The 23,354-nt window shown below is 45.3% G+C and carries 21 protein-coding genes; 20 read left to right on the top strand and 1 reads right to left on the bottom strand.

Going from position 1 to position 23,354, the window contains the following annotated elements; all coding sequences use genetic code 11:
* Nucleotides 1-12: 12 nt before the first annotated feature.
* The 7 genes from atpG (at nucleotide 13) to LEP1GSC050_RS07020 (ending at nucleotide 10,331) form a co-directional block, all read left to right on the top strand.
* Complete coding sequence (gene atpG / locus LEP1GSC050_RS07050; protein ID WP_010570539.1) at nucleotides 13-873, top strand: ATP synthase F1 subunit gamma; 861 nt, start codon at nucleotides 13-15, stop codon at nucleotides 871-873.
* Between the two features lie 26 nt (nucleotides 874-899).
* Nucleotides 900-2,303 (top strand): F0F1 ATP synthase subunit beta, encoded by a 1,404-nt coding sequence (gene atpD / locus LEP1GSC050_RS07045; protein ID WP_010570538.1) that lies wholly within the window; start codon nucleotides 900-902, stop codon nucleotides 2,301-2,303.
* Nucleotides 2,303-2,686: an ATP synthase F1 subunit epsilon gene (gene atpC / locus LEP1GSC050_RS07040; protein WP_010570537.1), complete on the top strand. Its 384-nt coding sequence runs from the start codon at nucleotides 2,303-2,305 to the stop codon at nucleotides 2,684-2,686. The genes atpD and atpC overlap by 1 nt, the downstream gene beginning before the upstream one ends.
* Nucleotides 2,687-2,866: 180 nt before the next feature.
* A complete protein-coding gene (locus LEP1GSC050_RS07035) occupies nucleotides 2,867-5,587 on the top strand; it encodes a midas domain-containing protein (RefSeq protein ID WP_010570536.1) in 2,721 nt (906 codons plus the stop codon).
* Between the two features lie 5 nt (nucleotides 5,588-5,592).
* The gene (locus tag LEP1GSC050_RS07030) at nucleotides 5,593-7,788 is read left to right on the top strand and encodes a cyclic diguanylate phosphodiesterase (RefSeq protein WP_010570535.1); all 2,196 of its coding nucleotides are present in this window, start codon (nucleotides 5,593-5,595) and stop codon (nucleotides 7,786-7,788) included.
* Between the two features lie 7 nt (nucleotides 7,789-7,795).
* The gene (locus LEP1GSC050_RS07025) at nucleotides 7,796-9,220 is read left to right on the top strand and encodes an MBOAT family O-acyltransferase (protein ID WP_010570534.1); all 1,425 of its coding nucleotides are present in this window, start codon (nucleotides 7,796-7,798) and stop codon (nucleotides 9,218-9,220) included.
* A gap of 172 nt (nucleotides 9,221-9,392) precedes the next feature.
* On the top strand, nucleotides 9,393-10,331 hold the full coding sequence (locus LEP1GSC050_RS07020; RefSeq protein ID WP_232225669.1) for a hypothetical protein: 939 nt from the start codon (nucleotides 9,393-9,395) through the stop codon (nucleotides 10,329-10,331).
* An 83-nt stretch (nucleotides 10,332-10,414) separates the two neighbouring features.
* Here LEP1GSC050_RS07020 and carA read toward each other — a convergent pair whose 3' ends face one another.
* Nucleotides 10,415-11,524, bottom strand: a complete 1,110-nt coding sequence (gene carA, locus LEP1GSC050_RS07015; protein WP_010570532.1) for a glutamine-hydrolyzing carbamoyl-phosphate synthase small subunit — start codon at nucleotides 11,522-11,524, stop codon at nucleotides 10,415-10,417.
* A 182-nt stretch (nucleotides 11,525-11,706) separates the two neighbouring features.
* On the opposite strand from carA, the gene thrS reads away from it, so the two are divergent.
* From thrS to LEP1GSC050_RS06945, 13 genes are all read left to right on the top strand, one after another.
* Nucleotides 11,707-13,644, top strand: coding sequence for a threonine--tRNA ligase (gene thrS, locus LEP1GSC050_RS07010; protein WP_010570531.1), 1,938 nt, complete (start codon nucleotides 11,707-11,709; stop codon nucleotides 13,642-13,644).
* A 381-nt stretch (nucleotides 13,645-14,025) separates the two neighbouring features.
* A complete protein-coding gene (locus LEP1GSC050_RS07005) occupies nucleotides 14,026-14,334 on the top strand; it encodes a hypothetical protein (protein WP_010570530.1) in 309 nt (102 codons plus the stop codon).
* Nucleotides 14,327-14,539 carry a DUF2283 domain-containing protein gene (locus tag LEP1GSC050_RS07000; RefSeq protein ID WP_010570529.1) on the top strand — a complete coding sequence of 71 codons (213 nt, stop codon included), beginning with the start codon at nucleotides 14,327-14,329 and terminating at the stop codon, nucleotides 14,537-14,539. The genes LEP1GSC050_RS07005 and LEP1GSC050_RS07000 overlap by 8 nt, the downstream gene beginning before the upstream one ends.
* 508 nt (nucleotides 14,540-15,047) lie before the next feature.
* Entirely contained in the window at nucleotides 15,048-15,593 is a 546-nt protein-coding gene (infC, locus tag LEP1GSC050_RS06990) for a translation initiation factor IF-3 (RefSeq protein WP_010570527.1), read from the top strand.
* 34 nt (nucleotides 15,594-15,627) lie between these two features.
* The gene (gene rpmI / locus LEP1GSC050_RS06985) at nucleotides 15,628-15,831 is read left to right on the top strand and encodes a 50S ribosomal protein L35 (RefSeq protein WP_010412116.1); all 204 of its coding nucleotides are present in this window, start codon (nucleotides 15,628-15,630) and stop codon (nucleotides 15,829-15,831) included.
* Nucleotides 15,831-16,184, top strand: coding sequence for a 50S ribosomal protein L20 (gene rplT / locus LEP1GSC050_RS06980; protein WP_010412114.1), 354 nt, complete (start codon nucleotides 15,831-15,833; stop codon nucleotides 16,182-16,184). The genes rpmI and rplT overlap by 1 nt, the downstream gene beginning before the upstream one ends.
* A 265-nt stretch (nucleotides 16,185-16,449) precedes the next feature.
* Nucleotides 16,450-17,196: a hypothetical protein gene (locus LEP1GSC050_RS06975; RefSeq protein WP_010570526.1), complete on the top strand. Its 747-nt coding sequence runs from the start codon at nucleotides 16,450-16,452 to the stop codon at nucleotides 17,194-17,196.
* Nucleotides 17,197-17,198: 2 nt separating this feature from the next.
* Nucleotides 17,199-17,501, top strand: coding sequence for a cell division protein ZapA (locus tag LEP1GSC050_RS06970; RefSeq protein ID WP_010570525.1), 303 nt, complete (start codon nucleotides 17,199-17,201; stop codon nucleotides 17,499-17,501).
* Nucleotide 17,502: 1 nt separating this feature from the next.
* The gene (locus LEP1GSC050_RS06965; RefSeq protein WP_010570524.1) at nucleotides 17,503-18,090 is read left to right on the top strand and encodes a 5-formyltetrahydrofolate cyclo-ligase; all 588 of its coding nucleotides are present in this window, start codon (nucleotides 17,503-17,505) and stop codon (nucleotides 18,088-18,090) included.
* 111 nt (nucleotides 18,091-18,201) lie between these two features.
* On the top strand, nucleotides 18,202-18,696 hold the full coding sequence (locus tag LEP1GSC050_RS06960; protein WP_010570523.1) for a chemotaxis protein CheW: 495 nt from the start codon (nucleotides 18,202-18,204) through the stop codon (nucleotides 18,694-18,696).
* Entirely contained in the window at nucleotides 18,697-21,879 is a 3,183-nt protein-coding gene (locus LEP1GSC050_RS06955) for a chemotaxis protein CheW (RefSeq protein ID WP_010570522.1), read from the top strand. It begins immediately after the preceding gene.
* A 29-nt stretch (nucleotides 21,880-21,908) separates the two neighbouring features.
* A complete protein-coding gene (locus tag LEP1GSC050_RS06950; RefSeq protein ID WP_010570521.1) occupies nucleotides 21,909-22,982 on the top strand; it encodes a protein-glutamate methylesterase/protein-glutamine glutaminase in 1,074 nt (357 codons plus the stop codon).
* A gap of 4 nt (nucleotides 22,983-22,986) precedes the next feature.
* Nucleotides 22,987-23,349 (top strand): response regulator, encoded by a 363-nt coding sequence (locus LEP1GSC050_RS06945; RefSeq protein WP_010412092.1) that lies wholly within the window; start codon nucleotides 22,987-22,989, stop codon nucleotides 23,347-23,349.
* The last annotated feature ends 5 nt before the right edge of the window (nucleotides 23,350-23,354 follow it).

Genomic DNA, 23,354 nt, shown 5'->3' with positions numbered 1-23,354 from the left:
CGGGAGAAGATCTTGGCTACACAAAGGGAAATAAAAAAACGGATCGTATCCGTTAAGAATACCCGAAAGATCACTCGGACGATGGAGATGGTGGCAACCGCTAAATCCAAGAAGTTGAGTGATAGGGTAAACGCTTCCCATCCCTTTTCCAATAAGATTAAGGAGATGGTTGGATCTCTTGCTTCTCTTTCCGAAGTAGTCAAGAGTCCTTATTTGCGGAGACCTAAAACGATTCGCAGCGTGGCGCTTCTTGTAATTACCGCAAACCGAGGGCTTTGCGGCGGCTATAACTCGAACGCCAACCGTTTGGCAAAAAGTCGAATTCTCGAATTAAGAGGAAAGGGCATCGATGTAAGATTGTTCGTAGTCGGGAAGAAAGGTACTTCTTTCTTCAAATTCGCCGGCGAGAAGATCGAGAAATCGTACACTCATATCAACGACAAATCGGGATATAAAGAAGCGGAAGAATTTGCCGATTTTTTCCTGAATCTATTCGCGAAGGAAGAGGTAGATTCGGTCGAAATCGTATCTACGGTTTATCACTCTTCGGCTTCCCAACGTGCGGAAGTAACTAAGATTCTTCCTTTTGAACCGAAAGGAGAAAGCTCTGTCGGAGACAGCGTGGTTTATGAGCCGAGTCCCGAAAGCATTTTGGAATCCTTACTTCCCTTGGTAGTTAAGACGGCTTTTTTAAAGGCGATTTTGGAAGCGAACTGCTCGGAACAGATCGCGCAGCGCATAGCTATGAAGTCCGCAACCGACGCGGCCTCCGATATGATCAAGGTGTTGACCCGCGGATATAACCGTGTCCGTCAAGCTAAGATCACTCAAGAGATCTCGGAGATAGTTGCAGGAGCGGATTCGCTAAACTAGTTTTTATTGGAATTGGAGTTATTTGGATGAGCAAAGGTAAGATCAAACAAATCATCGGGTCGGTTTTGGATATCGAGTTTGAATCCGGGCACCTGCCTGAAATTTTTAACGCACTTGAAATTCAGTCCTCTGCCGGAGGAAAGAAGGAAAAAATCGTAGCGGAAGTCCAGCAACACATAGGTGGTGCTACGGTTCGCGCGATCGCCCTTTCTTCCACCGACGGATTGATTCGGGGTCAGGAAGTTATCGATACCGGGACTTCAATTTCCGTTCCTGTGGGTGAAGTAACTCTCGGGCGGATTTTCAACGTATTAGGAGACGCGATCGACGAGGGGCCGGCAATTCAAGTAAAAGAACGTAAACCGATTCATCGCGCTGCTCCAGGATACGAAGATCTTTCCTCTCGCACGGAAGTCTTTGAAACTGGAATTAAAGTGATCGATCTTCTTGCTCCTTATATCAAAGGAGGAAAGACCGGACTCTTCGGAGGTGCCGGTGTCGGTAAGACGGTTCTTATCCAAGAATTAATCAATAATATCGCCAAGCAGCACGGAGGTTTTTCCGTGTTTGCCGGGGTTGGAGAAAGAACCCGTGAAGGAAACGACCTTTGGCGCGAGATGAAGGAATCCGGCGTTATCGACAAGACTGTCCTTTGCTACGGACAGATGAATGAACCTCCAGGTGCTCGTTTACGAGTCGCACTCTCTGCACTTACGATGGCGGAACATTTCCGTGATTCGATCGGAACGGATGTACTATTATTCGTGGATAATATTTTCCGCTTCTCGCAAGCAGGTTCCGAAGTATCGGCTCTTTTAGGAAGGATGCCTTCTGCGGTGGGTTATCAGCCGACTCTATCTACCGAGATGGGCGCCCTTCAAGAGAGGATTACGTCGACTCGCAAAGGGTCCATTACATCGGTTCAGGCTATCTACGTTCCAGCAGACGACTTGACCGACCCTGCTCCTGCGACAGCTTTCGCTCACTTGGATGCGACTACGGTTCTTTCTCGCGCAATTTCCGATAAAGGAATCTATCCTGCAGTGGATCCATTGGATTCAACATCTCGGGTCATGAATGCGGAAGTTTTAGGACAAGAGCATTACGGTGTGGCTCGAGAAGTTCAGCGGATTCTACAGAGATATAAGGATCTTCAGGATATTATCGCTATTTTGGGTATGGACGAACTTTCCGAGGATGATAAGGTTCTTGTGGCTCGGGCCAGAAAAATCGAGAAATTCCTGTCCCAACCATTCCATGTTGCGGAAGTATTTACGGGATTCCCTGGAAAATATGTCAAATTGGCAGATACTGTCCGTTCTTTCAAAGAAGTGATTTCCGGAAATTACGATCATCTTCCCGAGCAAGCCTTCTATATGGTAGGAACCATTGAAGACGCGATCGAGAAGTCCAAAAACCTGAGGGCATAATGGCTAGTCCTAAGCTAAAGGTTTCCGTCATTTCTCCGGAAAAGCTTCTCTATACGGGAGATGCCGACAGTCTGATCGTGCCAGGAAGCGAGGGATTCTTCGGAGTCCTTCCTGGACACACATCCCTAGTTTCTTTGCTCGGGATCGGTGTTCTGGAAATCAGACAAGGAAGCAAAACCAAGATCGCGGTGATTGAAGGCGGTTTCTTTGAAATCCGTAATAATAATGTTACGATCCTAACGGACCACGGTAGTTTGAAAGAAGAGATCGATTTAGAAGCCGCCAAAAAAGCTCTGGAAGATGCCGAAGTTCTTCCTCTATCCCAGGAGAAAAATCTCCTCCTCCAAAAGGCAAAAACCCGAATTTTAGCGGCTTCCCGCTAACTTTTAGGGTCCTCATATTCCGAAAATCAGTATAAGAACTCTTCTTTCCGAAAATATCGGGAAGAAGAAACGGAGCTCATACGGACTCTCAATCTTGAGATATCCTGTGAGATAATTTTCGGATTGTATTTCCCTGGAAATTTAGGGATCTTCCGGTATAAGTGATATATTGTAGGAAGTATGGCGGACGATTTTAGGATAAACAAAGGAAAGAATCTTCCCGAAGGAAGCGAGGATGAATTTGATCCGAATGAAATGAGTTTGGATGATATAGATTCTCTTCTCTCTTCGGGGGACGATTCTTCGGCCTTTGACTTCGATTCCATACCGGTAACTGAAACGTCGGATCCCGGCGGTTTCGAAGAGTTATTAGCGTCTTCCGGGGAAGAGTATCCGACGGCGTTCGGCGATTTAGAGCCCGCGCAGGATTTTACGGATAACGATCTAAGTATTAATTTAAACGAATTGGATGAAGAAGTCCACCTTGACGAAGATTTCGATTTTGAACTGACCGATCCTCTTATCGATGCGGAAATAGATCGCCTCTTAGATATCGAAGAAGAGGAAGATTCCAATACTTCGACCGAAGCGACGGCACCATCCTGGAAAGATACTGCAGCTGCGTCTTCCACTGCCACCGATCTCGAATCTAAATCGAGTACGGAAAACGCGTTTTCCGATTTGGGATCCTTGGATCTGGGAGATTTTTCGCAGCCTGGGGAAGTTCCTTCCTCGGCGTTTCATTCCGATGATGAACCGTTTGAAACGGATGAACACGAAACCGGCTTTGGCGATCTGGAATTGGAGGACGAAACTCCGATTTCTCTTTCCGATGATGAATTACAAGATATTAATATAAGTGCTAATCTCGCCGATTTCGATATGGAAGAAGAAGAGTCGGAAGACTCGGTCGGACCTACCGCTACGCATCCTATCGAGGACGAATTTCTATCGGATGACGAAGGTCCGATCTCTCTTTCCGACAACGAATTAGGCGATTTATTAGGCGAAGCCCCGCAGACTATCGAGTCACACGAAACGGTTGATAATGCTTTTGCGGATATCGGCGGAGATGACTTTCCGGTCTCCGGCTCGACTCACTCCACATTAGAAGAACCGAATGAAGAAGGGGATATTGCTCTCTCGATCGACGAACTCGACCATTTGCTAACCGACGAAGGTACTACCTCCGAAATCGATTTCGGTCCCGATATAATCGCATCGGAAGAGCCGCAGTCTACGGCGGGATGGGCGGATTTCGAGCCTTCCTCCGAAGAACCGACTCCAGTTATTGCGGAGGATTTTTCCCTTGAAGTACCGGAACAAAATTTGTTATCCGAAGAAGATTCCGACGAACCGATCGCTCTCTCGGATGACGAATTAGGCGATTTGCTATCTTCGGGATCGGAAGAACCTTCCGATTCGCTTTCTTTAAACGATTTGGAAATTCCGGAAGAAGAAATTCAGGGGGCAGAGATGGACTTTGCCATAGGCGAACCGGAAGAGGAGTTGCTGGGGGAACCTATCGCTTCCGACTTCGATTTCGGAGCCGACCTGGAAGCGCCGACCATTTCGGACGAAGAGGAAACAATATCTTTACCTGTCAGCGAGTTCAGCGATTTTACGATTCCGGAAGATGAAAACGATCCGTTCGCTGCGCGAGTGCTGGATGAGGTGGAAGATACCGACGTAATTCCTCCCGGATCCGACTTTTTAACGCATGAAGACGAATCGGAGGAACCGATTGCTCTTTCCGACGACGAATTAGGAGATTTACTCTCTTCCGGAGAAGAAGAAGCTTCCGTACCCGCGACAACACCGGACTTTCTTTCCGAGGAAGAAGATTCCGACGAACCGATCGCTCTTTCCGACGATGAATTAGGGGATTTACTCTCTTCCGGAGAAGAGGAAACTGCGGAAGTCTCGGCGGAACCGGACTTTGGAGATTTATCATTTTCCGATATCGGTGACGGTGAAGAAACGGAACGTCTGACAAAAGAGATGGATCTTCTTTCCGACGAGGAGGCCGACGAGCCGATTGCTCTTTCGGATAACGAACTAGGAGATCTGCTCTCATCCGCGGACGAGGCGATACCTGTCGCCGCAAACGAACCGGATTTCTTCGCCGATGCCGACGAGCCGATTGCTCTTTCCGAAGATGAATTAGGTAATTTGTTATCCGAAGAGGGAAAAGAGGAATCCACCTCCGAGTTCATGTCTGAGGAAGAAGACGAAGGCGGGCCGATTGCGTTGCCAGTCAATGAATTGGACGAACTCGGAATGTCTTCGGAACCTAAAACCGATTACGACATAGACTGGGACGGACCGGTTGCAGATTTAAACGAGTTGTCCGAGGTAAAAACGGCGGCCCCGTCCGACTGGGATCTGGGAGAAGAGGCCGACGAGCCGATCACTCTTTCCGACGACGAACTGGGTAATTTGCTCGCCGACGAAGAACCGAGAGGAATGGAAGTTGGAGAATTGGACGCGTTGCTCTCCGAGCCTCCTCCAGCCTCCGACTTGGACGCGTTAGGTGCTACCGGAGACGAGGCTCTTATCGCGGATTTGAATTTTTCGGAAAAAGAAAGTCATCTGGATACCGTACCGACGGTCGAGGCGTTACCGCCCGATCCGGAGCTGCTTATCGTACTGGATGAATTCGCCGACGAAGGAGAATTATCTCCGATCGAAGAAATTCGTCAGACTGCGGCTCCTGCGAGTGAGGGAGCTCCTGCAGGTGCGGAAGGTGGCGAAGTTCAACCGTCTCAAGAAGAGATGAAAAGAATTTTACTATATCTCGACGAATTGCTAGGTAATTTACCGGACGATATGATTCGAGAATTCTCTCGTTCCGACTACTTCGAACTTTATAAGAAATTAATGAAACAAATCGGCGTCTGACGACTATGGGTCTTCTAGACAAAGTCAGTCGTATGATTCGTTCCGAGACGGCTGTCCCAGCCGGGGATTCCGTTTCGCCTTCGAAGTCTGCAGCGGTTTCCGAAAAGCCCTCCTTATTAAGAAAGTCCATGGCGGCCAGAGCAAAGGGCCTTCTAGAAAAGGCAAAGGAATTCACTAGCAGAAAAGAACCGGAAGAATTCAACTCGGCTTACGGAGATCCGGCGGAATTCGAACCGGCTCCTTTGTCCGCATCCAGTGAAGACGAATTTTCTTACGATTCTCCCGCTGCCGCTTCGGACTTTGCTCCAAATGCAGAATTCGAACCGATGGATGAAGACGGAGAGGGGGGCTCTGAACCCCCCGAATTCGATTTTCCCGATTCGACGTTCGGGGATTTGCCGACCGATTCCAAAAAAGAAGATGCGTTTTTAAATGACTTAGAGTCTTTCGAGCCGGGTCATACCGCCGATACTTCGTTTAACGATTTGCCTTCCTTCGAGCCCGACGAAAAGGATGCGATCGCAACGTCGGAACTTGAAGCCCCGATTTCCGAAGCGGAATCGTTAGGCGAGGCGGACAAAATCGATGATCCATTCTCGGATTGGATTAAGGACGCGGAGACACAAGCAACTAAGGAAGCGAACCGTCCTCATCGTAGAGACCAGGAGGAAAGGGAGAAAGCCGAATTCCTTTTTGACGACGACTCAGATTATTCCACGTTGCCGATCGATTTGCAGATTGCTTCTCGGAAGAAACTTGAAAACTACCTGTCGGTCTTTGAAATTTCGAAAGAAATCGCCGCATCCAGGGATTTTACCAGTTTTTTTGAAAACCTGTCCTATTCGATTTTAGGTCAAATCGGAGCCGAAGCCGTTGTGATTTTCTCTTCTACCAACGGTGATTTTGACGCACTAAGAGTCGTGGATGCGCAAGGATTGGATGCGGATCCCACCTGGGTATTGGAATCAGGCGACGAAATTTACCAAGCGGTTCGGCGCGCTCCTTCCGTAATTTATGCGAAGGAGATGCTTAAGCTTATCGTTCCTAGGAAGGAAAAAGAAATTTTGGAAAAAACTTCTGCGGAACTCTTAGTGCCGATTCGAAGCCACGAGGAATTTTATGGAATTATCCTTCTCACTAAAACGGTGGCCGGTGAAGATTATACGATCGAGGATCTTGAATTTCTTAAGATCGTAGGCGAGATATCCGGTTCGGTTTTTCGGCGTATAATGGACGTGGAAGCTGTCCATCAGGAAAACGATCATCTAAAGGAAGTTTTAAAAAGTAACGAAAGAATTTTATCGACTGCTCGTGATTTGGCTCAAGTTCGCGATATGGACGAGGCTTACGATCGATTGATTGAAATTTTAAAGAAAGAACTCGGATTGAGAAGATGGACTTTACTTCTTTTGGATCGGATGAACAGAAAAGAATATAAGGTTTTTGGAACGAACCTATTGACTCCGGATACGATCGGGAGATTTAGATTAGGATTAGATTCCAATCTAGTCGGAATCGTTGCGAATGTTCCGGGTGTCTTTAGGATCGCAAATTTTAGAAAAAATCCGGAACTACTCGCTCAACTAACGAACGACGAGTTGGGGCTGATGCATGAGTTCGATATCCTCCCGTTTTTAAATTTGAATTGGCTGGTCGGAATGCTCGTCATTCACGAAACGGAATTTCCTTGGACGGATACTGATCGAGAATCCGCGGTCGGTATTTCCGAAATAACCGCCCCAATCCTTTCCAATCTACTGATGCTGGAAGAGCGCGATGCGGTTTTTAGAGATCCGTTCAGTCCGGTAGAATCGAAGATTAACGAAGCGATTGCGCGTGCTTCTAAAATAGGAACCCCGTTCAGTCTTACTATTTTCAAGGTTCAGAATGCGACCCGAGTGGTTAGGATGAAAGGAGCCGGCTATTTTGCCTATTATTGTGAAGAATTAAGAAACGCAATCCAAGAAAATTTGGGAGAGAGTGACTACTGTTATAGAGTAGGGCAGGGTAAATACGTCGTGGTCTTGGACGGTAAGGATAGAGAGGAGACTCAAATCGTAGTGCGAAAAATTCGGAATCGAATCGTTGAACTAGATCGCCAAAGTAAAGACTTCCAAACCTCGACCGCCAATCAGACCTTATGTTTCCCCGCAGATACGAAAGAGAAAGAACGATTACTTGAATTGATCGAAGAATCGTAGTTTTCTTATGTTATTTCACTCCTTGGGATTTCTGCTCTTCTTCGGAGTAGTTTATTTCCTATACAATCGTTTCGATACTAGAGGTCAGAATTTTTTATTATTAGTTTCCGGTTTGGCGTTTTACGTTTCTTGGGGTTGGGAGCCGACCTTGATTTTGGTATTTTCGGTACTGGGAAATTTTCTAGGAGGACTTTGGCTCTCCAACGTAACCGATTCACGCAAAAGTTTGGTCGCTGGAATCCTAATCGGATTGAATCTGGCTCTTCTCGGTGTCTTTAAATATAGTTCCTTCGGCGCCCAAGTGTGGAATGATCTAGCTTTTATGTTCGGCGGCCAAGGAATTCGAATACCGAAGCTTTTGTTGCCCCTGGGAATTTCCTTTTATACGTTTCATAATATAAGTTATATCGTCGAAATCAGAATTAATCGAATTCGGGCTTCGACCGATCTGGTACAATTTTGCGTTTATGATTTATTTTTTCCGTTGCTTCTGATCGGTCCGATTGAAAGACCTAATTCCCTGCTTCCACAAATCGCAAATCCTCGCGTCATAGTAAACGAAGAAGTCTGGGCAGGGATATGGCTATTTTCTTGGGGGATTTTTAAGAAAGTCTTTGTCGGAGACAATCTGCTCTTCTTCGTAGAAAAAGTTTTGCAACCGGGAGTCGTTTGGCCGGACGGGATCGTGTGGTGGTTAGCTTTCGTGATGAGTTTACAATTGTACGCCGATTTTTCCGGTTATACGGATGCAGCGAGAGGATTGGCGAGGATGCTAGGCTTTAAACTTACCAACAATTTTAATTTTCCTTATCTAGCCTCGAACCCCACCGAATTTTGGAAGCGCTGGCATATTTCCCTATCGAGTTGGCTCCGGGATTACATATATATTCCTTTAGGAGGAAATCGATCAGGCCTCCTTCGGCAAATCTTTAATATCATGTTCGTTTGGCTCTTAGGCGGTTTATGGCACGGTGCGGCATATGGATTTTTAGTTTGGGGTTTGTTTTGCGGCCTCCAGATTTCTTTCTATCTAATCGGGGCAAAGACTTTGGGTAGATCGGAATGGACTTCGAAGATCTGGATCCAAAAATCGAGCAAATTCGTCGGCGCCATTCTGACATGGACTTTGTTTTCATTCGGTTTAATTCTTTTTAATATTACTCGTCCGAGCGATTGGATTCCGTATTTCCATAATGCATTTTCCGGATATTATTGGTCGCCCGAATTGGCTGCTAAGGTCCTCTTTTTCGGATTTCCTTTGATCTTTGTGGATATTCTGCAGATTAGGGCCGGAGGTTCGGATGAATTTTTCTCCAGATGGAGTCGATCCCGATCATTCTTAAAATATTCGGTTCTCGCCTTTCTCTTTGCGTTACTATTTATGAGCGCGGGTGTTTTCGAAAAAAAAGTCTTCTTTTATTTCCAGTTTTGATATGAAAAAATTAGGGAAACATAAAATTCTTTTTTGGGCGGGGTCATTTCTTTTCCTTTTGATCTTGGCCTCTAATTTTCTTTTCGAGTATTTCCTACCGTTTCAGGAAAAGAACGCTTTTTTGTACGATCTTCTGCGGAAAAAGTTCGAAAGACGGCTAGTCTACGATGGGATGAAAAATAAGGAGCCGACTTGGCTTTTTCTGGGGGATAGTCAGTTGATGAGCGGTATAAATCCCGCTGAATTGCAAAAATCCACAGGGAAAAGGATTCTTTTTTTACCACGACCTTCGGAACAACCGGAAGGGATCTTGATTCGGATAAACGAACTTCTTTCTTCAGGATGGAAACCCGAAAAAATATTCCTGAATGCGAATTATTTCAATACCGCGGATGTGGATATTGTTCCCGCGCATCGTTCTCTTGTATTGAATTACGATTCTTTTCGTTGGAGCCTATACTGGAATTCTCAGGAGCGAACTTTTTACTTTCGGAATATAGGAGACGCTTTATTTTTCGCCCTGGCAAGAATTTTCCCTTTGATGAAATTGAATTCGGCGATTTCTTCGGAAATTCGGACGATTCCTAAGACTGAACAATTTCTGGAGACGGATCCCAGACTTTCGGAAATCTTATCCGTAAATCCGATCGAAAGATGGAAGACGAATCGGGATAAGAATGAACGACTAGTCGCGGAGTTGGAGAGAAACGAAGGATTTCTGGAATGGAATAATTCGGAGATTTATACCGGCAAATGCGTTCCAAACCATTCTCCTCAAGCATTGCCAGGTCGGGGTTGGGAATCGAATTATAAAAAAATGAGGTCTTCCTCGCTTGCGGCCTGGAAATCGATTTTTAAAATATTAAAAAAAGAGAATATTTCTTTCGAGGTATTATTAATTCCTTCTCGCCCTGACTTTGTTACCGCAGTTGGAGAAGATAATGCGCTGTCCCAATTCGAAACCGTCTTAAAGAAGGACGAAATTCCGTTTGTAAAGCCGGAAGAACCTTTCGAAATCTCCGTCTTTGGGGATTATACTCACTTGAATGCATGCGGGGTGAAAAAATTGACTCGTTGGTTTTTGACTATAAATACCCGATCCTATCTATAATGAAAATATAATTCTTTTATCAGAAAATCTATTTGAGAAGATTGCTCGCCCAAAAATCGAATCACTATGATTAAGATTTCAAGCTATAAGATGCTAGTTAGCTTTAGTCCGTTCTTTGTAGAGTCCACTAAGTCGTAGAACTTCTTGAACAGATACCTACTGTCATTAGGTCCGGGGGCGCTTTCGGGGTGGTACTGGACAGAAAGTAAAGGATAGCCGGATTTTAAAATCCCTTCGACCGTCTGATCATTCAGATTCACGAAAGATACCGGTTCTTTTTCCGAGGATTCCGCAACCACCGCGAAGCCGTGATTCTGAGAGGTGATTTCCACTTTGCCGGTTGCCATATTCTTAACCGGTTGATTTCCCCCCCTATGACCGAATTTCATTTTTTCGGTTTTCTTACCCATGGTTAGGCCGATGATTTGATGGCCTAGGCAAATTCCGAAGAGTGGATATCCTTTTTCTAGGATGGCTCTCGTCGATTCAATGGCATAGGTACATGCGGCAGGATCTCCCGGGCCGTTGGATAGGAAGAATGCATCGACTCCATCTTTCATAATTTCGTCAGCAGGAGTTTCTGCCGGATAAACGGTCACTGCAAATCCTACCGCATCTAAAAGCCGCAGAATATTGGTTTTTACTCCGTAATCGTAAACTGCGAGTTTATATTTCTTTCCTTCTAAAGTGCCGAATTCGTATTTATGATTGGTACTGACTACTTTCGCGAGATCTGCGTTCGCGATTCCGGGAAACCTCTTCACTTTCTCCAGAAAGGAATTCGAATATTCTTCAGCAACGAAGATGCCTCCGTTTGGCGCGCCGTTAGTGCGGATAAAGCGAGTTAATTTCCGGGTGTCTATTCCTTGAATCCCGGGAATTTTATATTCTTTCAGAAATTGTGAGAGAGTTTTTTCGGATTTGAAGTTGGAAGGGCGATCCACGTACTCTTTAACGATCATCCCACTAGCCTGAATCTTAGAAGATTCCATATATTCGGGACTGATACCATAGTTCCCTATCATTGGGTAGGTGAGCGTGATAATTTGGTTGGCGTAAGACGGATCCGTTAAAATTTCTTGGTATCCTGCCAATGACGTATTGAAGACGATTTCCCCGACAGATTGGGTCTCGTAGCCGAAGGACTCGCCCTCGTATACGTCCCCGTTTTCCAAAACCAAGAACGCTTTCATATACGGACAGGGTTGTCCGACAGAGATAGGGGTCAATCGAGAAATAGAGAATAGGAGGTACGCTTAGATTCCGATTCAATCTTCGAACGATTGAGCGAGCGGGATGGCCGCCTTATAGGTTCTAAATGGTTGAGGAAAAACCCCGCTTTTGGCGTTATGGAAGAAGGGCTGGGTAAAGAACTGTGGAAGTTAGCAATAAGATCGTAAAATTCGTTCTGCCTGACGGCAGCCAGAAAGAGACCTCAATCGGTTCCACCTATAAAGAATTTATAGAATCGAATCTCCCATTTTTAAAGAACAAGGCCTTGGCGGTTCGTTTAAATGGAACCCAGGTTTTGGATTTAAGCCGTACTATCGATATGGATGCAAAGCTGGAAGTACTCACCTTTCAAGATAAAGAAGGCTGGGAAACCTTTCAACATTCTGCGGCTCACTTACTCGGAATGGCAGTCCAAAATCTATATAAGGATGCAAAGTTAACCGTCGGCCCAGTGATCGAAAACGGACCGGGTTTCTTTTACTACGATATAGATTTCGGCGATACAATAATTACTCCGGAAGACTTTCCCCAGATAGAAGTCGAGATGAAAAAAATCGTAGAAAGCGATTACGAGATATTTCGTAGAGTCTTGGATAAAAAAGAAGCCGTTTCCACTTTTGCGAAGATGGGGGAAAATTATAAGATCGAGATTATCGGTCAAATACCCGACGAGCAAGTTTCCATCTATGGAATGGGAGAATGGTTCGATCTTTGTCGCGGCCCGCATATCCCGCGTTCCGGTTTTCTAAAGGCGTTTAAATTGACCGCTCTCTCCGGGGCGTATTGGAAAGCGAATAAAGAAAATCGAATGTTGACTCGCATTTACGGAGTCGCATTTCCTTCCAAAAAGGAATTGGACGAGTATCTCTTGCGATTGGAAGAGGCTAAGAAGCGCGACCACCGCAAGCTCGGGAAAGAGTTGGACCTTTTCTCTTTTCAACCCGAGGCTCCCGGATTTCCGTTTTGGCATCCTAAAGGAACCATCCTTTGGAATTCGCTGGCTGATTATATTCGAAAAGAATGCGCTAAGCGAGGATATCATGAAATAAGGACCCCCGCGGTTCTATCTTCGGATTTATGGCGTAAAAGCGGTCACTGGGATAATTTTTACGAAAACATGTATTTCGTTTCGATTGATGAAGAGGAATTCGCCATCAAGCCGATGAACTGTCCCGGTTGCAGTCTGATTTACAGGCATCATTTACATTCTTATCGCGAGCTTCCGCTCCGATTCGCGGAACTCGGCAGCGTGCACCGCCATGAACTTCATGGAGTTTTGCACGGACTCTTTAGGGTGCGAGCATTTACTCAGGACGACGCTCATATTTATACTCCGCTTGATTTTATGGAATCGGAAGTCGTGGACATCATCGACTTTACGTTTCATGTATATAGAAAATTCGGATTTACTGAATTTAAAACTTATATCGCGACGCGCCCCGAGAAATCTCAGGGCAAAGACGAGGACTGGGAATTTTCTACGAATGCCCTTAAGCAAGCATTGGATAAGAAGGGAATTCCTTTCGAAATTAAAGAAGGCGAGGGCGCCTTTTACGGACCGAAGATCGAGTTTAATATTAAGGATTCTATCGGAAGAATGTGGCAATGCGGAACAATCCAAATCGATTTTTCGATGCCTGACCGTTTCGAGTTGGATTATACCGATTCGGACGGATCAAAAAGACGTCCAGTGATGATTCATAGGGCCATTTACGGATCTTTGGAACGATTCATCGGCATTTTAACGGAACATTTCGAAGGGAAATTCCCTCTTTGGGTCTCTCCGAACCAAATTCGAATCCTTACCGTCACCGATTCGGTCCAGTCGTATGGACAGGAAGTCTTAAAGAATTTGATAGACCTGGGCTTTAGAGTCGAAGCGGATTTTCGTAACGAAAAAATCGGAGCGAAAATTCGAGATTCAATATTAAAAAAAGCCAATTACTTACTCGTCTTAGGCGAAAAGGAAAGAGAGTCGGGTACTTTAGCGGTTCGGAAGAGGGGATCGGAGGAAACAATAAACCTTTCATTTGCAGAATTTGTAAAGCAATTGGAATCGGAGATTCAATCGAGTATTTGAGTGGGAGCTCCAACAGAAAATCTCGTATAAAAAGCGCTTGGCGAATCGAAGGAATTATGATATGGAGCCGAGGACCTCGCCCACGAGCCCTCCACCACCACCCGAACCAGGGTGGGGGCTTGCCGAACAAACCCCTAGTACAACCTAGTACCGCGCCAGGGATGTGTAGGGCAACGTCCCGTGTATCTTTCATGTGAAATATACAAATGACCGTCCGGAATCCGCATAGAACTGAAAATCTCGTTTTTTGCATATACGATTCGGTACGAAGAATCCTGAAATAGGATACAGTTCGATTAAAACGGCTTGTCGCATAGGGGGAGCCGATTCAGGTAGGAAAGAAGGGATGCAAAGCGTTCATAATCTTTTAATCTCGGCGAAATGAATCTTTTAGAAGATGTGTTCAAAAGAAATATTCGAATTACTTTAGAGCGTAGAAGGCATTTTGAAGAAGATCATCCCGAGATGTTCGGGCAGGATGAAAAAATTGCAGAGTGTTTGTCACAACCGGACCAGGTGAGAATATCCAAGGCAGATTCGAGCGTTGAGCTGTTTTATAAACTTTTCGAGGCAACTCCAGTAGGTAGAAAATATCTTTGTGCGGTAATAAAGAATCGCGGAGAAGATTTATTTCTTGTCACCGCATACTTTACCGATAAGGTCAAGGAAGGGGTCGTTTTATATGGATAGAGAGATCAAGATATATTTCGATAAAGAATCGGACTATTTAGAGGTTCTTTTTGAAAAGAAAGAAGGGTACTTTAAAGAGACGGAGAACGATGCAGTAATGGAAAAAGTCGATACGTCAGGTAATGTAATTGGTTTTTCCATCTTAAAGGTAAGTGCTTTTCAGGCCGAGCCTGTATCAGTTCTGTTACGAAGCGGAGCCGCGTGAGCAGAACAAAACAATCGGAGAAATACTTTTAACGATGTGTGCGTATTAAGCGAAGCGTTAGGAACGTGCAGAGCCGTAGCTCCATACTAGGTATTTGAGAGGGAGCTCCAACAGAAAATCTCGTATAAAAAGCGCTTGGCGAATCGAAGGAATTATGATATAGAGCCGAGGACCTCGCCCACGAGCCCTCCACCACCACCCGAACCAGGGCGGGGGCTCGCCGAACAAACCCCTAGTACAACCTAGTACCGCGCCAGGGATGTGTAGGGCAACGTCCCGCATGCCAATATTCGGAATTCGTTACTGCATCGGATTTCCATGCGGGATGAGGCGGATAGCCGAACCCGAAACAGCCCGATCCCTGCGAACGCAGGGAGGCGCCCTCAGATTCCTTTGCATATCTCTTAAATTCTACTTGATGAGAGGCCCTGTCTTCCCCTATGCTGGGAGAAAATCGCTTGAATGCAGGCCCAAGAGCCAAAAAATTGGAAAAATAGCCGGAGACTGAATGCAGAGGAAGCCCCAACCTAAACCCACGGATAAACTGTTTAGCCATAGAATTAATGAAAAAATTACTGGGGTTGCCCAAGTAAGATTGGTCACAGATGACGGTGTCATGATCGTCGGCTTTGAAGAAGCCCTCCGGAAGGCGAAGGAAGAAAACCTGGACTTGGTAGAAGTATCTGGAGACCAGGAAATTCACGTTTGCAAGCTGATCGACTACGGTAAGTATAAGTTCGAGCTACTTAAAAAAAGCAAAGAAGCGAAGAAGAAACAACACGTAATTAATGTAAAAGAAGTGAAGATTCGTCCTCGGATCGATCAGCATGATTATGAGATTAAAAAACGCCACGCAGTCGAGTTCCTTCAAAAAGGGGACAAGGTGAAAGTGAGCCTCCGCTTCCGGGGCCGAGAAATGATGCACTCGGAATTAGGGATGAACGTAGTCAATCGAATGGTTGAAGACTTAAAAGGTTATGGTACGCCTGAACGGGAACCGGTGTTAGACGGACGTCAAATCGTCGTCGTGATCACCCCCGCCGTCGCGAAATAGTGAGCAGGAACTTAGGAGTTATTGAGGTAGGAAAATGCCCAAGCTGAAGACAAACAGGGCCGCAGCAAAACGGTTCAAGTTTTCCAAAAATAATAAGATTAAACGGAAGAGCATGAACACCCGTCACATTCTTACCAAAAAAGGACCTAAGAGGCGCCGTCGTCTCCGGGGAATGACTTTGGTAGTGGATGCCGATTGGAAATCAATCGTTAGATTAATGCCTTACGGAGTGCGCTAATGCCAAGAGCTACAAACGGAACCATTCATAAGAACCGTCGCAAAAAAATCCTGAAGCAAGCTAAGGGATTTAGGGGCGCTCGTTCTAAGCTTTATAGAACCGCTAAATCTGCCGTAATGAAAGCCGGCCAGTGGGCATACCGCGATCGCCGTGCTAAGAAACGTGATTTCCGCAAATTGTGGATTATCCGTATTAATGCCGCCGCGCGTGAAGCAGGACTTTCCTATTCACAATTCATGTACGGTTTGAAAAAAGCTAACATCGATTTAGATAGAAAAGCGTTGGCTGAACTTGCTTTTAGCGATAAAGAGACATTCAACGCTCTGGTCGAAAAAATCAAAGTAGCCGTTTAATTCAAACCGTTGAATTTTCTTTCTCCTCCAAAGGGAGTTGGAAGCACCGAAAAAACCTTGTTTTTTGGTAAGAAATCAAAAAAGGGCCCGGATTCTCCTGGGCTCTCTTTGTTTTTCTAAAAAAAGGTTTTTCTCTTTTGCCGAAAATAGAAAAATAGGATGGATTTCGCCGATTTGGCGGTCCAAAAAGATTCAGGTCGTTCTTTAAGAATGATCTTTATGCGTCCTATTAAAAATCACGTACCGGAAGGATGAGGTTCTCATTATGCTAACAATGGAGACCATCGAAGAACTCGAAAGTAAGGTCATTAAGGCTCTCGAACTGATTAGCGATCTTCGGGCCGAAAACGGCCGGCTAGAATCGGAAAACGAAACTCTCCGTGCGGAAAATGACCAGATGAAACTGGCCATGGAGGAAAAAGAGAAAGAGCTCGCTTCCGTTCGCGAGCAGCTTCAAAAGACTACAAAAGAACTCGAGGAGATGAAAGAGAGGGAGCGGGCGCTCGAAGGGAAGATCAATCAGCTTCTCGGACGCTTGGACGGTCTGCCGACTTCACCCGCGAGTACATCAAGTTCTAGTAATTCTCCGTCTTCCTCGCCTGCAGTTAGTTCTTCTGCACCGCCAGCTAGTTCCGTTCCTCCTACAGCTGCTGCTTTTGCCGGAGGCTCCGCCATTCCGTCCGCTAGTTCTATTCCGACTCCTTCGGTCATTACCGATTCATCCGAAGAGGATTTTAACGAGGATGATGAAATTATCCTTTTGGACGACGAAGACGACGATATTGCGGTAATTTCCGAATCGTCCGAAGATAGTTCCGGAGGAGATGATGAAATCATTATCACCGACGAGCCAATCGACGATTTTAGTCCGGTATCCGCGGACGATGATGACATCATTATCGAAGACGATGACGATGCGATCAGCGTATTCGACGCGGATGAAGACGATGATTTTTTAGTCATTGAAGACGAACCGAAAGATCACAAAGATCACAAAGACTCCAAACCATAGCAATGAGCGAAAAGATTACGACGCGCATCTTAGGCGACGATTATACGATCGTTGGAGATGCGGATCCGGAATACATCAAACAATTGGCGGAAGTGGTTGATCGTAAAATCCGGGAACTCAGCTTGGGGATGCCATCTTCCTCAAAGCTGAAGTTGGCGGTCTTAGCAGCCTTGAATTTTGCGGACGAACTAGAGCAACTGAGAAACGCTCAGCCTTCTTCTTCCGGTTCCTCTTCTCCCGAGGCGGAAGAAAAAACGCGAAAACTGATTACCCTTTTGGAAGAAGGTCTCATAGGGGACCTTTAATTTGCTATCGAAGCAAGAAGCGAGAAAGATCAGTAAAGACTCGATTCTCCGTCTTCCTGATCGAACGACAAAAGAGAATCTAATTCGAGAACGGTTGCGTGAAATTATTACCTATTCTTTGGGACAACGGACCTCCCTACGGATAATTTCCTATGTCGCGGACGAATACGAAATCGATCCGCTTCCTTTCGAAGAATCACGGTCGCTAAGCGGAAAGGGCATATTTTTCTTTTTTCCGAAGGTCCAAAACCTGGATTTGGCGTTTATAAAACCGGAAAGATTCGAAATTGGTGCGTTTAACATCTTGGAGCCAGTCGGGAAAGAAATAATTTCTTCGAAAGACGCCGATTTGATCCTAGTGCCTGCTTTGGCCTGGTCTTTTGAAGGAGCAAGATTGGGTCGAGGGAAAGGGTTTTACGATCGTGCGCTTTCCGGGGTTCCGAGGGCAAATCTGATCGGTCTAACGTTCGAATCTCTGTTTCCCTGCGAATTTTCAGCGGAAGAGCACGACATTCGAGCCGGAACGATTCTGACTGACAAAAAAAACCATTGCTTTCCAAAGAAAAGCGATGAAAATTCAGTCCGATAAATTGAAAATCTGAGAATTCCGCGCTTCCGAAATCCGATTGTATATGGGAGCCGCTGAACCCCCGAGAAGGAGTTTTTACTTTATTTTCGGAATTACCTACGTGGAGGACCGGTGAGAGCCATCGAAAAATTGAATCCCGCAGAAGACGATCAAACCGGTAAGGACGTAGAAGGATTGAAGGAATTCTTGACCTTCGAAGTGGATAAGGAGCTTTTCGGAATCGATATCTTGCACATTCATGAAATCTTAAAACCGGTTCCTATTACCCGCATTCCGAATGTGGAAGGTTTCATTCTTGGAGTGATTAATTTGCGCGGCGAAATCATTCCGATTATGGATTTAAAGGAGCTGTTCGGTCTTGGATTTTGCGATGTCCTTTCTTCTACGAGAATTATCGTAGTCGTCAACGGTGAAAAACGAGGCGGATTGCTGGTCGATTCCGTAAAGCAAGTAGTTAAAATCCATAGAGATAAAATTAGCGAGGCCGGCGCGGAATTGAGCGTAAGCTACAGTGAATTGATCGAATCCGTAAGCCAATACGAAGAAACTCTGGTTCTTAACTTGAATCTCTCCAAGCTAATCGACTTCACTGCGGAGGAAAATTAAGTGGCAGGAGTACTAGGAGAATATACCGAACTCTTTCTGGAAGAATCGGAAGACCAGATCGAAGAACTAAATGCCAATTTATTAAAGTTGGAAAAAGACCAGTCCGATCCGGCGACGATCAACGATATATTTCGAGCCGCACACTCTCTCAAAAGCTCGGCCGCTTTCGTAGGACTATATAATCTTTCGGATTTAGCTCATAAAATGGAGAACCTTCTCCAAAGTATTCGAGACGGAAAACTAGCCGTAAAACTTTCGCTCGTAAATCTATTATTTCAATGTTTTGATCTTATCAAGAATGTAATCGTTAACGTTTCTCAGGGGAAGAAAGTCGACACGCCTTATACGGATATGATCCGTAGATTAGAGGCGTATGAAAACGATCCCGAGGCGACCAAGGAATCCCAAGAGAAGTTGGAATCTCGTGCGAGGACTGTTTTGGCGGAACAGAATCAACAATCGCATTCCTCGCATCTGGAACTGGACGGAGACGATCAGAAAGAACTGGAAGAAATGCTTAGGGCAAACGGGGGAAATTTTTGGATTCTCAAAGTCGGCTTAAAATCGGACGCTCCGATGAAAGGTCTGCGATATTCTCTTATTCTTCAGAATTTAAAACCAATTGGAACCATCTATAGAACCAATCCTAACTTGGAAGAATTGGAAAAAGGAACGGAGGCCGCCGTTCTGACGATTCTCATCCTGAGTCATAAACCCCAGGATGAATTGACCAAAGCCGCCAATGTGGATATGGTCGAGACTCTTACAATTGAAGAATTTCATCCTAATTCTCAGCTCGGTTATACGACCGAATCGAACGCGATCACTTCTTTTCAACTAGACGAAGAGGAGAAAACCGGTGATGCGAAAATCACATTAAAGAGTATTAAGGTTTCATCGGATAAACTGGACCAATTAATGAATAATGTCGGAGAATTGGTTATCACCAATTCCGGCTTTCAGAAGATTTACGACGATTTATTACGTACTTTTGGAGAAGATCAGCTCTTCAATGAACTCAAAGGTAGAATCGATTTAATCAATCGGATTTCTAAAGAACTGCAATCCGGAATTATGAATATCCGGATGGTTCCTATTTCGACGGTCTTCCGCCGCTTCTCCCGTCTTGTGCGCGACCTGTCACTCGAGACAGGAAAAAAAGTGGACCTGATTCTTAACGGAGAATCCACGGAACTGGACAAGAAAGTGATCGATGCGTTAGGGGAGCCTTTGTTACATCTCATTCGCAATTCGGTCGATCATGGAATCGAATCTCCCGAAGAAAGAAAACGTATCGGAAAACCCGAACTGGGAATAGTAGAATTGAACGCCTATCAAGGCGGAAGTAATATCATGGTGGAAATTCGAGACGACGGAAAGGGTCTCGACGTGGAACGAATCCGCCTAAAGGCCGTCGAGAAAGGTTTGGTTTCGGAGACGGACGCCGCGGCTCTTTCTGAAAACGACGTTTATCAATTTATTTTTGCCCCGGGATTTTCCACGGCGGAGAAGATTACGGACATATCCGGTCGCGGAGTCGGAATGAATGTCGTGAATAATTTAATTCAGGAATTTAAGGGAAAGATCTTGATTCAATCTCTGAAAGGACAGGGAACTTCTTTCGTATTATCTTTCCCGCAAGCTTTGGCGATTATCCCTTCCATTCTAATAATGATGGAAGAGGAAGTTTATGCATTCCCGTTATCCGAAGTGAACGAAACTATCAAGGTCAACAACGAACAGATAACGACTTTGGAAGGAAACGAAATCATCAATCTTCGCGGAGAAGTGCTGCCGATTTATCGATTGAATCGGATCCTCGGATTGCAGGATAAAACGGATCGGGAAGAATCTCCGGTCGTAATAGTTCAATTTAAAGGAAGAAAACTCGGCTTCATGGTGGATGAGCTCGTCGGAAAGCATGAAACCGTTATTAAGTCTTTGGAGAAGAACTTCAAAAATATCAAAGGACTCACCGGCGCTTCCATCATGGGAGACGGTACTATTATCATGGTTCTCGATATTCCGGGATTAGTCGAGATAGCTTCTTATCTGGACGAAACAGGCAGGTATATCAACTATCATTTGGAGACGATGAAGCGAATCAGTACGATCCGAACGATCGAAACCGAAGAAGAGATGTACATTCAAAAAACGTCCAATCCTACGAACGTATACAATCATAAACTGCACGAAATTACGACCCGCGAAAGGGCAAAACGAAAGAAAACCGAACGCAAAAAGGAAGACGATTCCAGAAAGATCGTCGCCGGGAAAGAGGATCTGCATCGGGAAGGTGCGGGAAAAACTGAAGGCGCATTCTCCGTCGAACTTAAAGTAAGCGATGATCGTCTTTTGCCCAATGGCGGTAAAACTGCGGAACCTTCGGCGCCGTCAGTTTCGAATACTGCGGTCATGGATAAAACCGCGCCCTCCTCTCCTAAATTCGGAATGGAAGACAAATACAGGTCTCATATTTCGGAACTCATCTCGGATTCGGTTAATACCGATGAGGAAAAAAAGAGAGCCGAACATATTATCGAGGGTTTTCTAGAACAGAAAAAGCAGAGAATGATGTCAGTTTCTCATTCCAAGGATTTTACGGGAAATTTGACGAGGGAGCAGATTAAGAAAATCGAAGCCGTCGTTAATACCGGGATGATGAACGCAGGGATGGTCTTATCTCAGATTCTAAATCGAAATGTGGATCTCTTTATTCCAGAAATTCTAATGAATGATAAGGAAGGTTTGGCTTCCGAAATTAGATTTTCCGACGATAAATTTTACGGGATGAAAGTTCGGATGAACGGGGATCTTAACGGGAATCTTTTGATGATGTTTTCCAGAGAGAACGCCAAGAATCTCGCTAAAGAACTTTTAGATACCGTCTCTCCCGGCGATAATCTGGACGACGATACAAAGAGCGTTTTATCCGAAATTTCGAATATCGTCTGTGCCTCCGTACTAAATTCCATTTCTAATAAGGCGAAAGTAAGCGTTATGCCTGCCGTCCCGGAGCTGGTGGAAGGTACGTTCTTAGAAGTCTTAGATGCGGTAAAACCCGAACGAACGAAATTTTTGAGTATGCTAACCGAGTTTAATCATGAAGGAAATAACTTGCTCGGTGTTCTTTTATTCCTTCCGGATTTTGATGAGCTAATGGCACTTATTCCTAAGTTCTAAACCGAACGGTTTTTGAAGGCTAATAAAGAATGAATTCCAATACTCCAATACGAGTCGTAATCGTCGACGATTCCCTACTTGTACGGAATATTATTTCTGATCAGATCCAAAAGGATGAAAAAATCCAAGTGATAGCCACCGGAAAGACCGGTTTGGATTGTATCGAATTAACAGAGAAGTTGAAACCCGATCTCGTAATACTGGATGTCGAAATGCCTGTGTTGGACGGATTATCTGCTCTCCAAGAATTACAGAAACGAAAACTCGGAATACCGGTGATGATGCTTTCGGTGCTGACCCAGTATGGCGCCGAAGCCACATTTAAAGCCTTGGAATACGGAGCGATCGATTTTATTCCGAAACCTTCAAGTTCGAGTCAATTTAATCCCGAGGAGTTAGGAGCAGTCTTACGCAACAGAATTCTTTCCTATTTCGAAAGTGTCCGGACGATTCTACCTATCATCGATGCGCATAGACTTTCGGACACGCTAAAGGCTAGGTTTTCTAAAGGCGAAACGAAGGCGATTGAGGCGGTTTGCATCGGTACTTCTACCGGCGGGCCAAAAGCATTACAGACCGTTTTTTCCACTTTTCCGGAAGGATTTCGTTTACCGATTTTCGTCGTACAGCATATGCCGGTTGGATTTACGAAAGCGTTTGCTTCGCGTTTAAATGATAACTCTAAGATCCGAATAAAAGAAGCGGAAGACGGCGAACCTGTGGAAGCGGGTGTCGGTTATGTTGCGCCGGGCGACGCTCATCTTCGCATTGAAACTAGAGCTGGTCGGAAATGGATTGCATTAGGTAAGGAAGCCCTTGTAAATGGACACAGGCCCTCCGTCGAAGTTCTTTTTGACAGCGCAATCCGGGAATACGGTAGCGCCTTGATCGGTGTGATAATGACCGGTATGGGAAAGGATGGAGCCGCTGCGACTCTTCGAATGAGAGAAACGGGAGCGGCTACAATCGCCCAAGACGAGGCAAGTTCGGTGATTTTCGGAATGAACCGCCAAGCCATTGAAATGGGCGGCGTTCAATTCGTAGAACCGGTCAGCGCAATTACAACTAGGATACTTTCTATTCTTAAAGAAAGGGGAAATTAAAAATATGGCCAGAATTCTCGTAGTGGACGACGCAAAGTTTATGAGGACCATGGTGAAAGATGCCTTGGTAGCGGGAGGCCACGAAATCGTAGGTGAAGCCGAAAACGGTAATATCGCCGTCGATCAGTACAAGGCGATAAAGCCGGATCTCGTAACCATGGATATCACCATGAGGGAAAAGGACGGAATCGAAGCCGCCCAAGAAATTTTTAAAATAGATCCGAAGGCACGAATCATTATGGTTACCGCATTAGGTCAGGAAGAACTTCTTGCCAAAGCGATTAAGATGGGTGTCAAGGATTTCGTAGTTAAGCCCTTCTCTCCGGAGAGGTTGCAGCAAGCGGCAGACAAAGCTTTAAATTCATAAAGGTT

This window comes from Leptospira broomii serovar Hurstbridge str. 5399 (genome assembly GCF_000243715.2).
GTDB classification, from domain to species: Bacteria; Spirochaetota; Leptospiria; order Leptospirales; family Leptospiraceae; genus Leptospira_B; species Leptospira_B broomii.
Note: the sequence above shows the minus strand (reverse complement) of the source record. Positions and strands in the feature narration are given on the sequence as shown.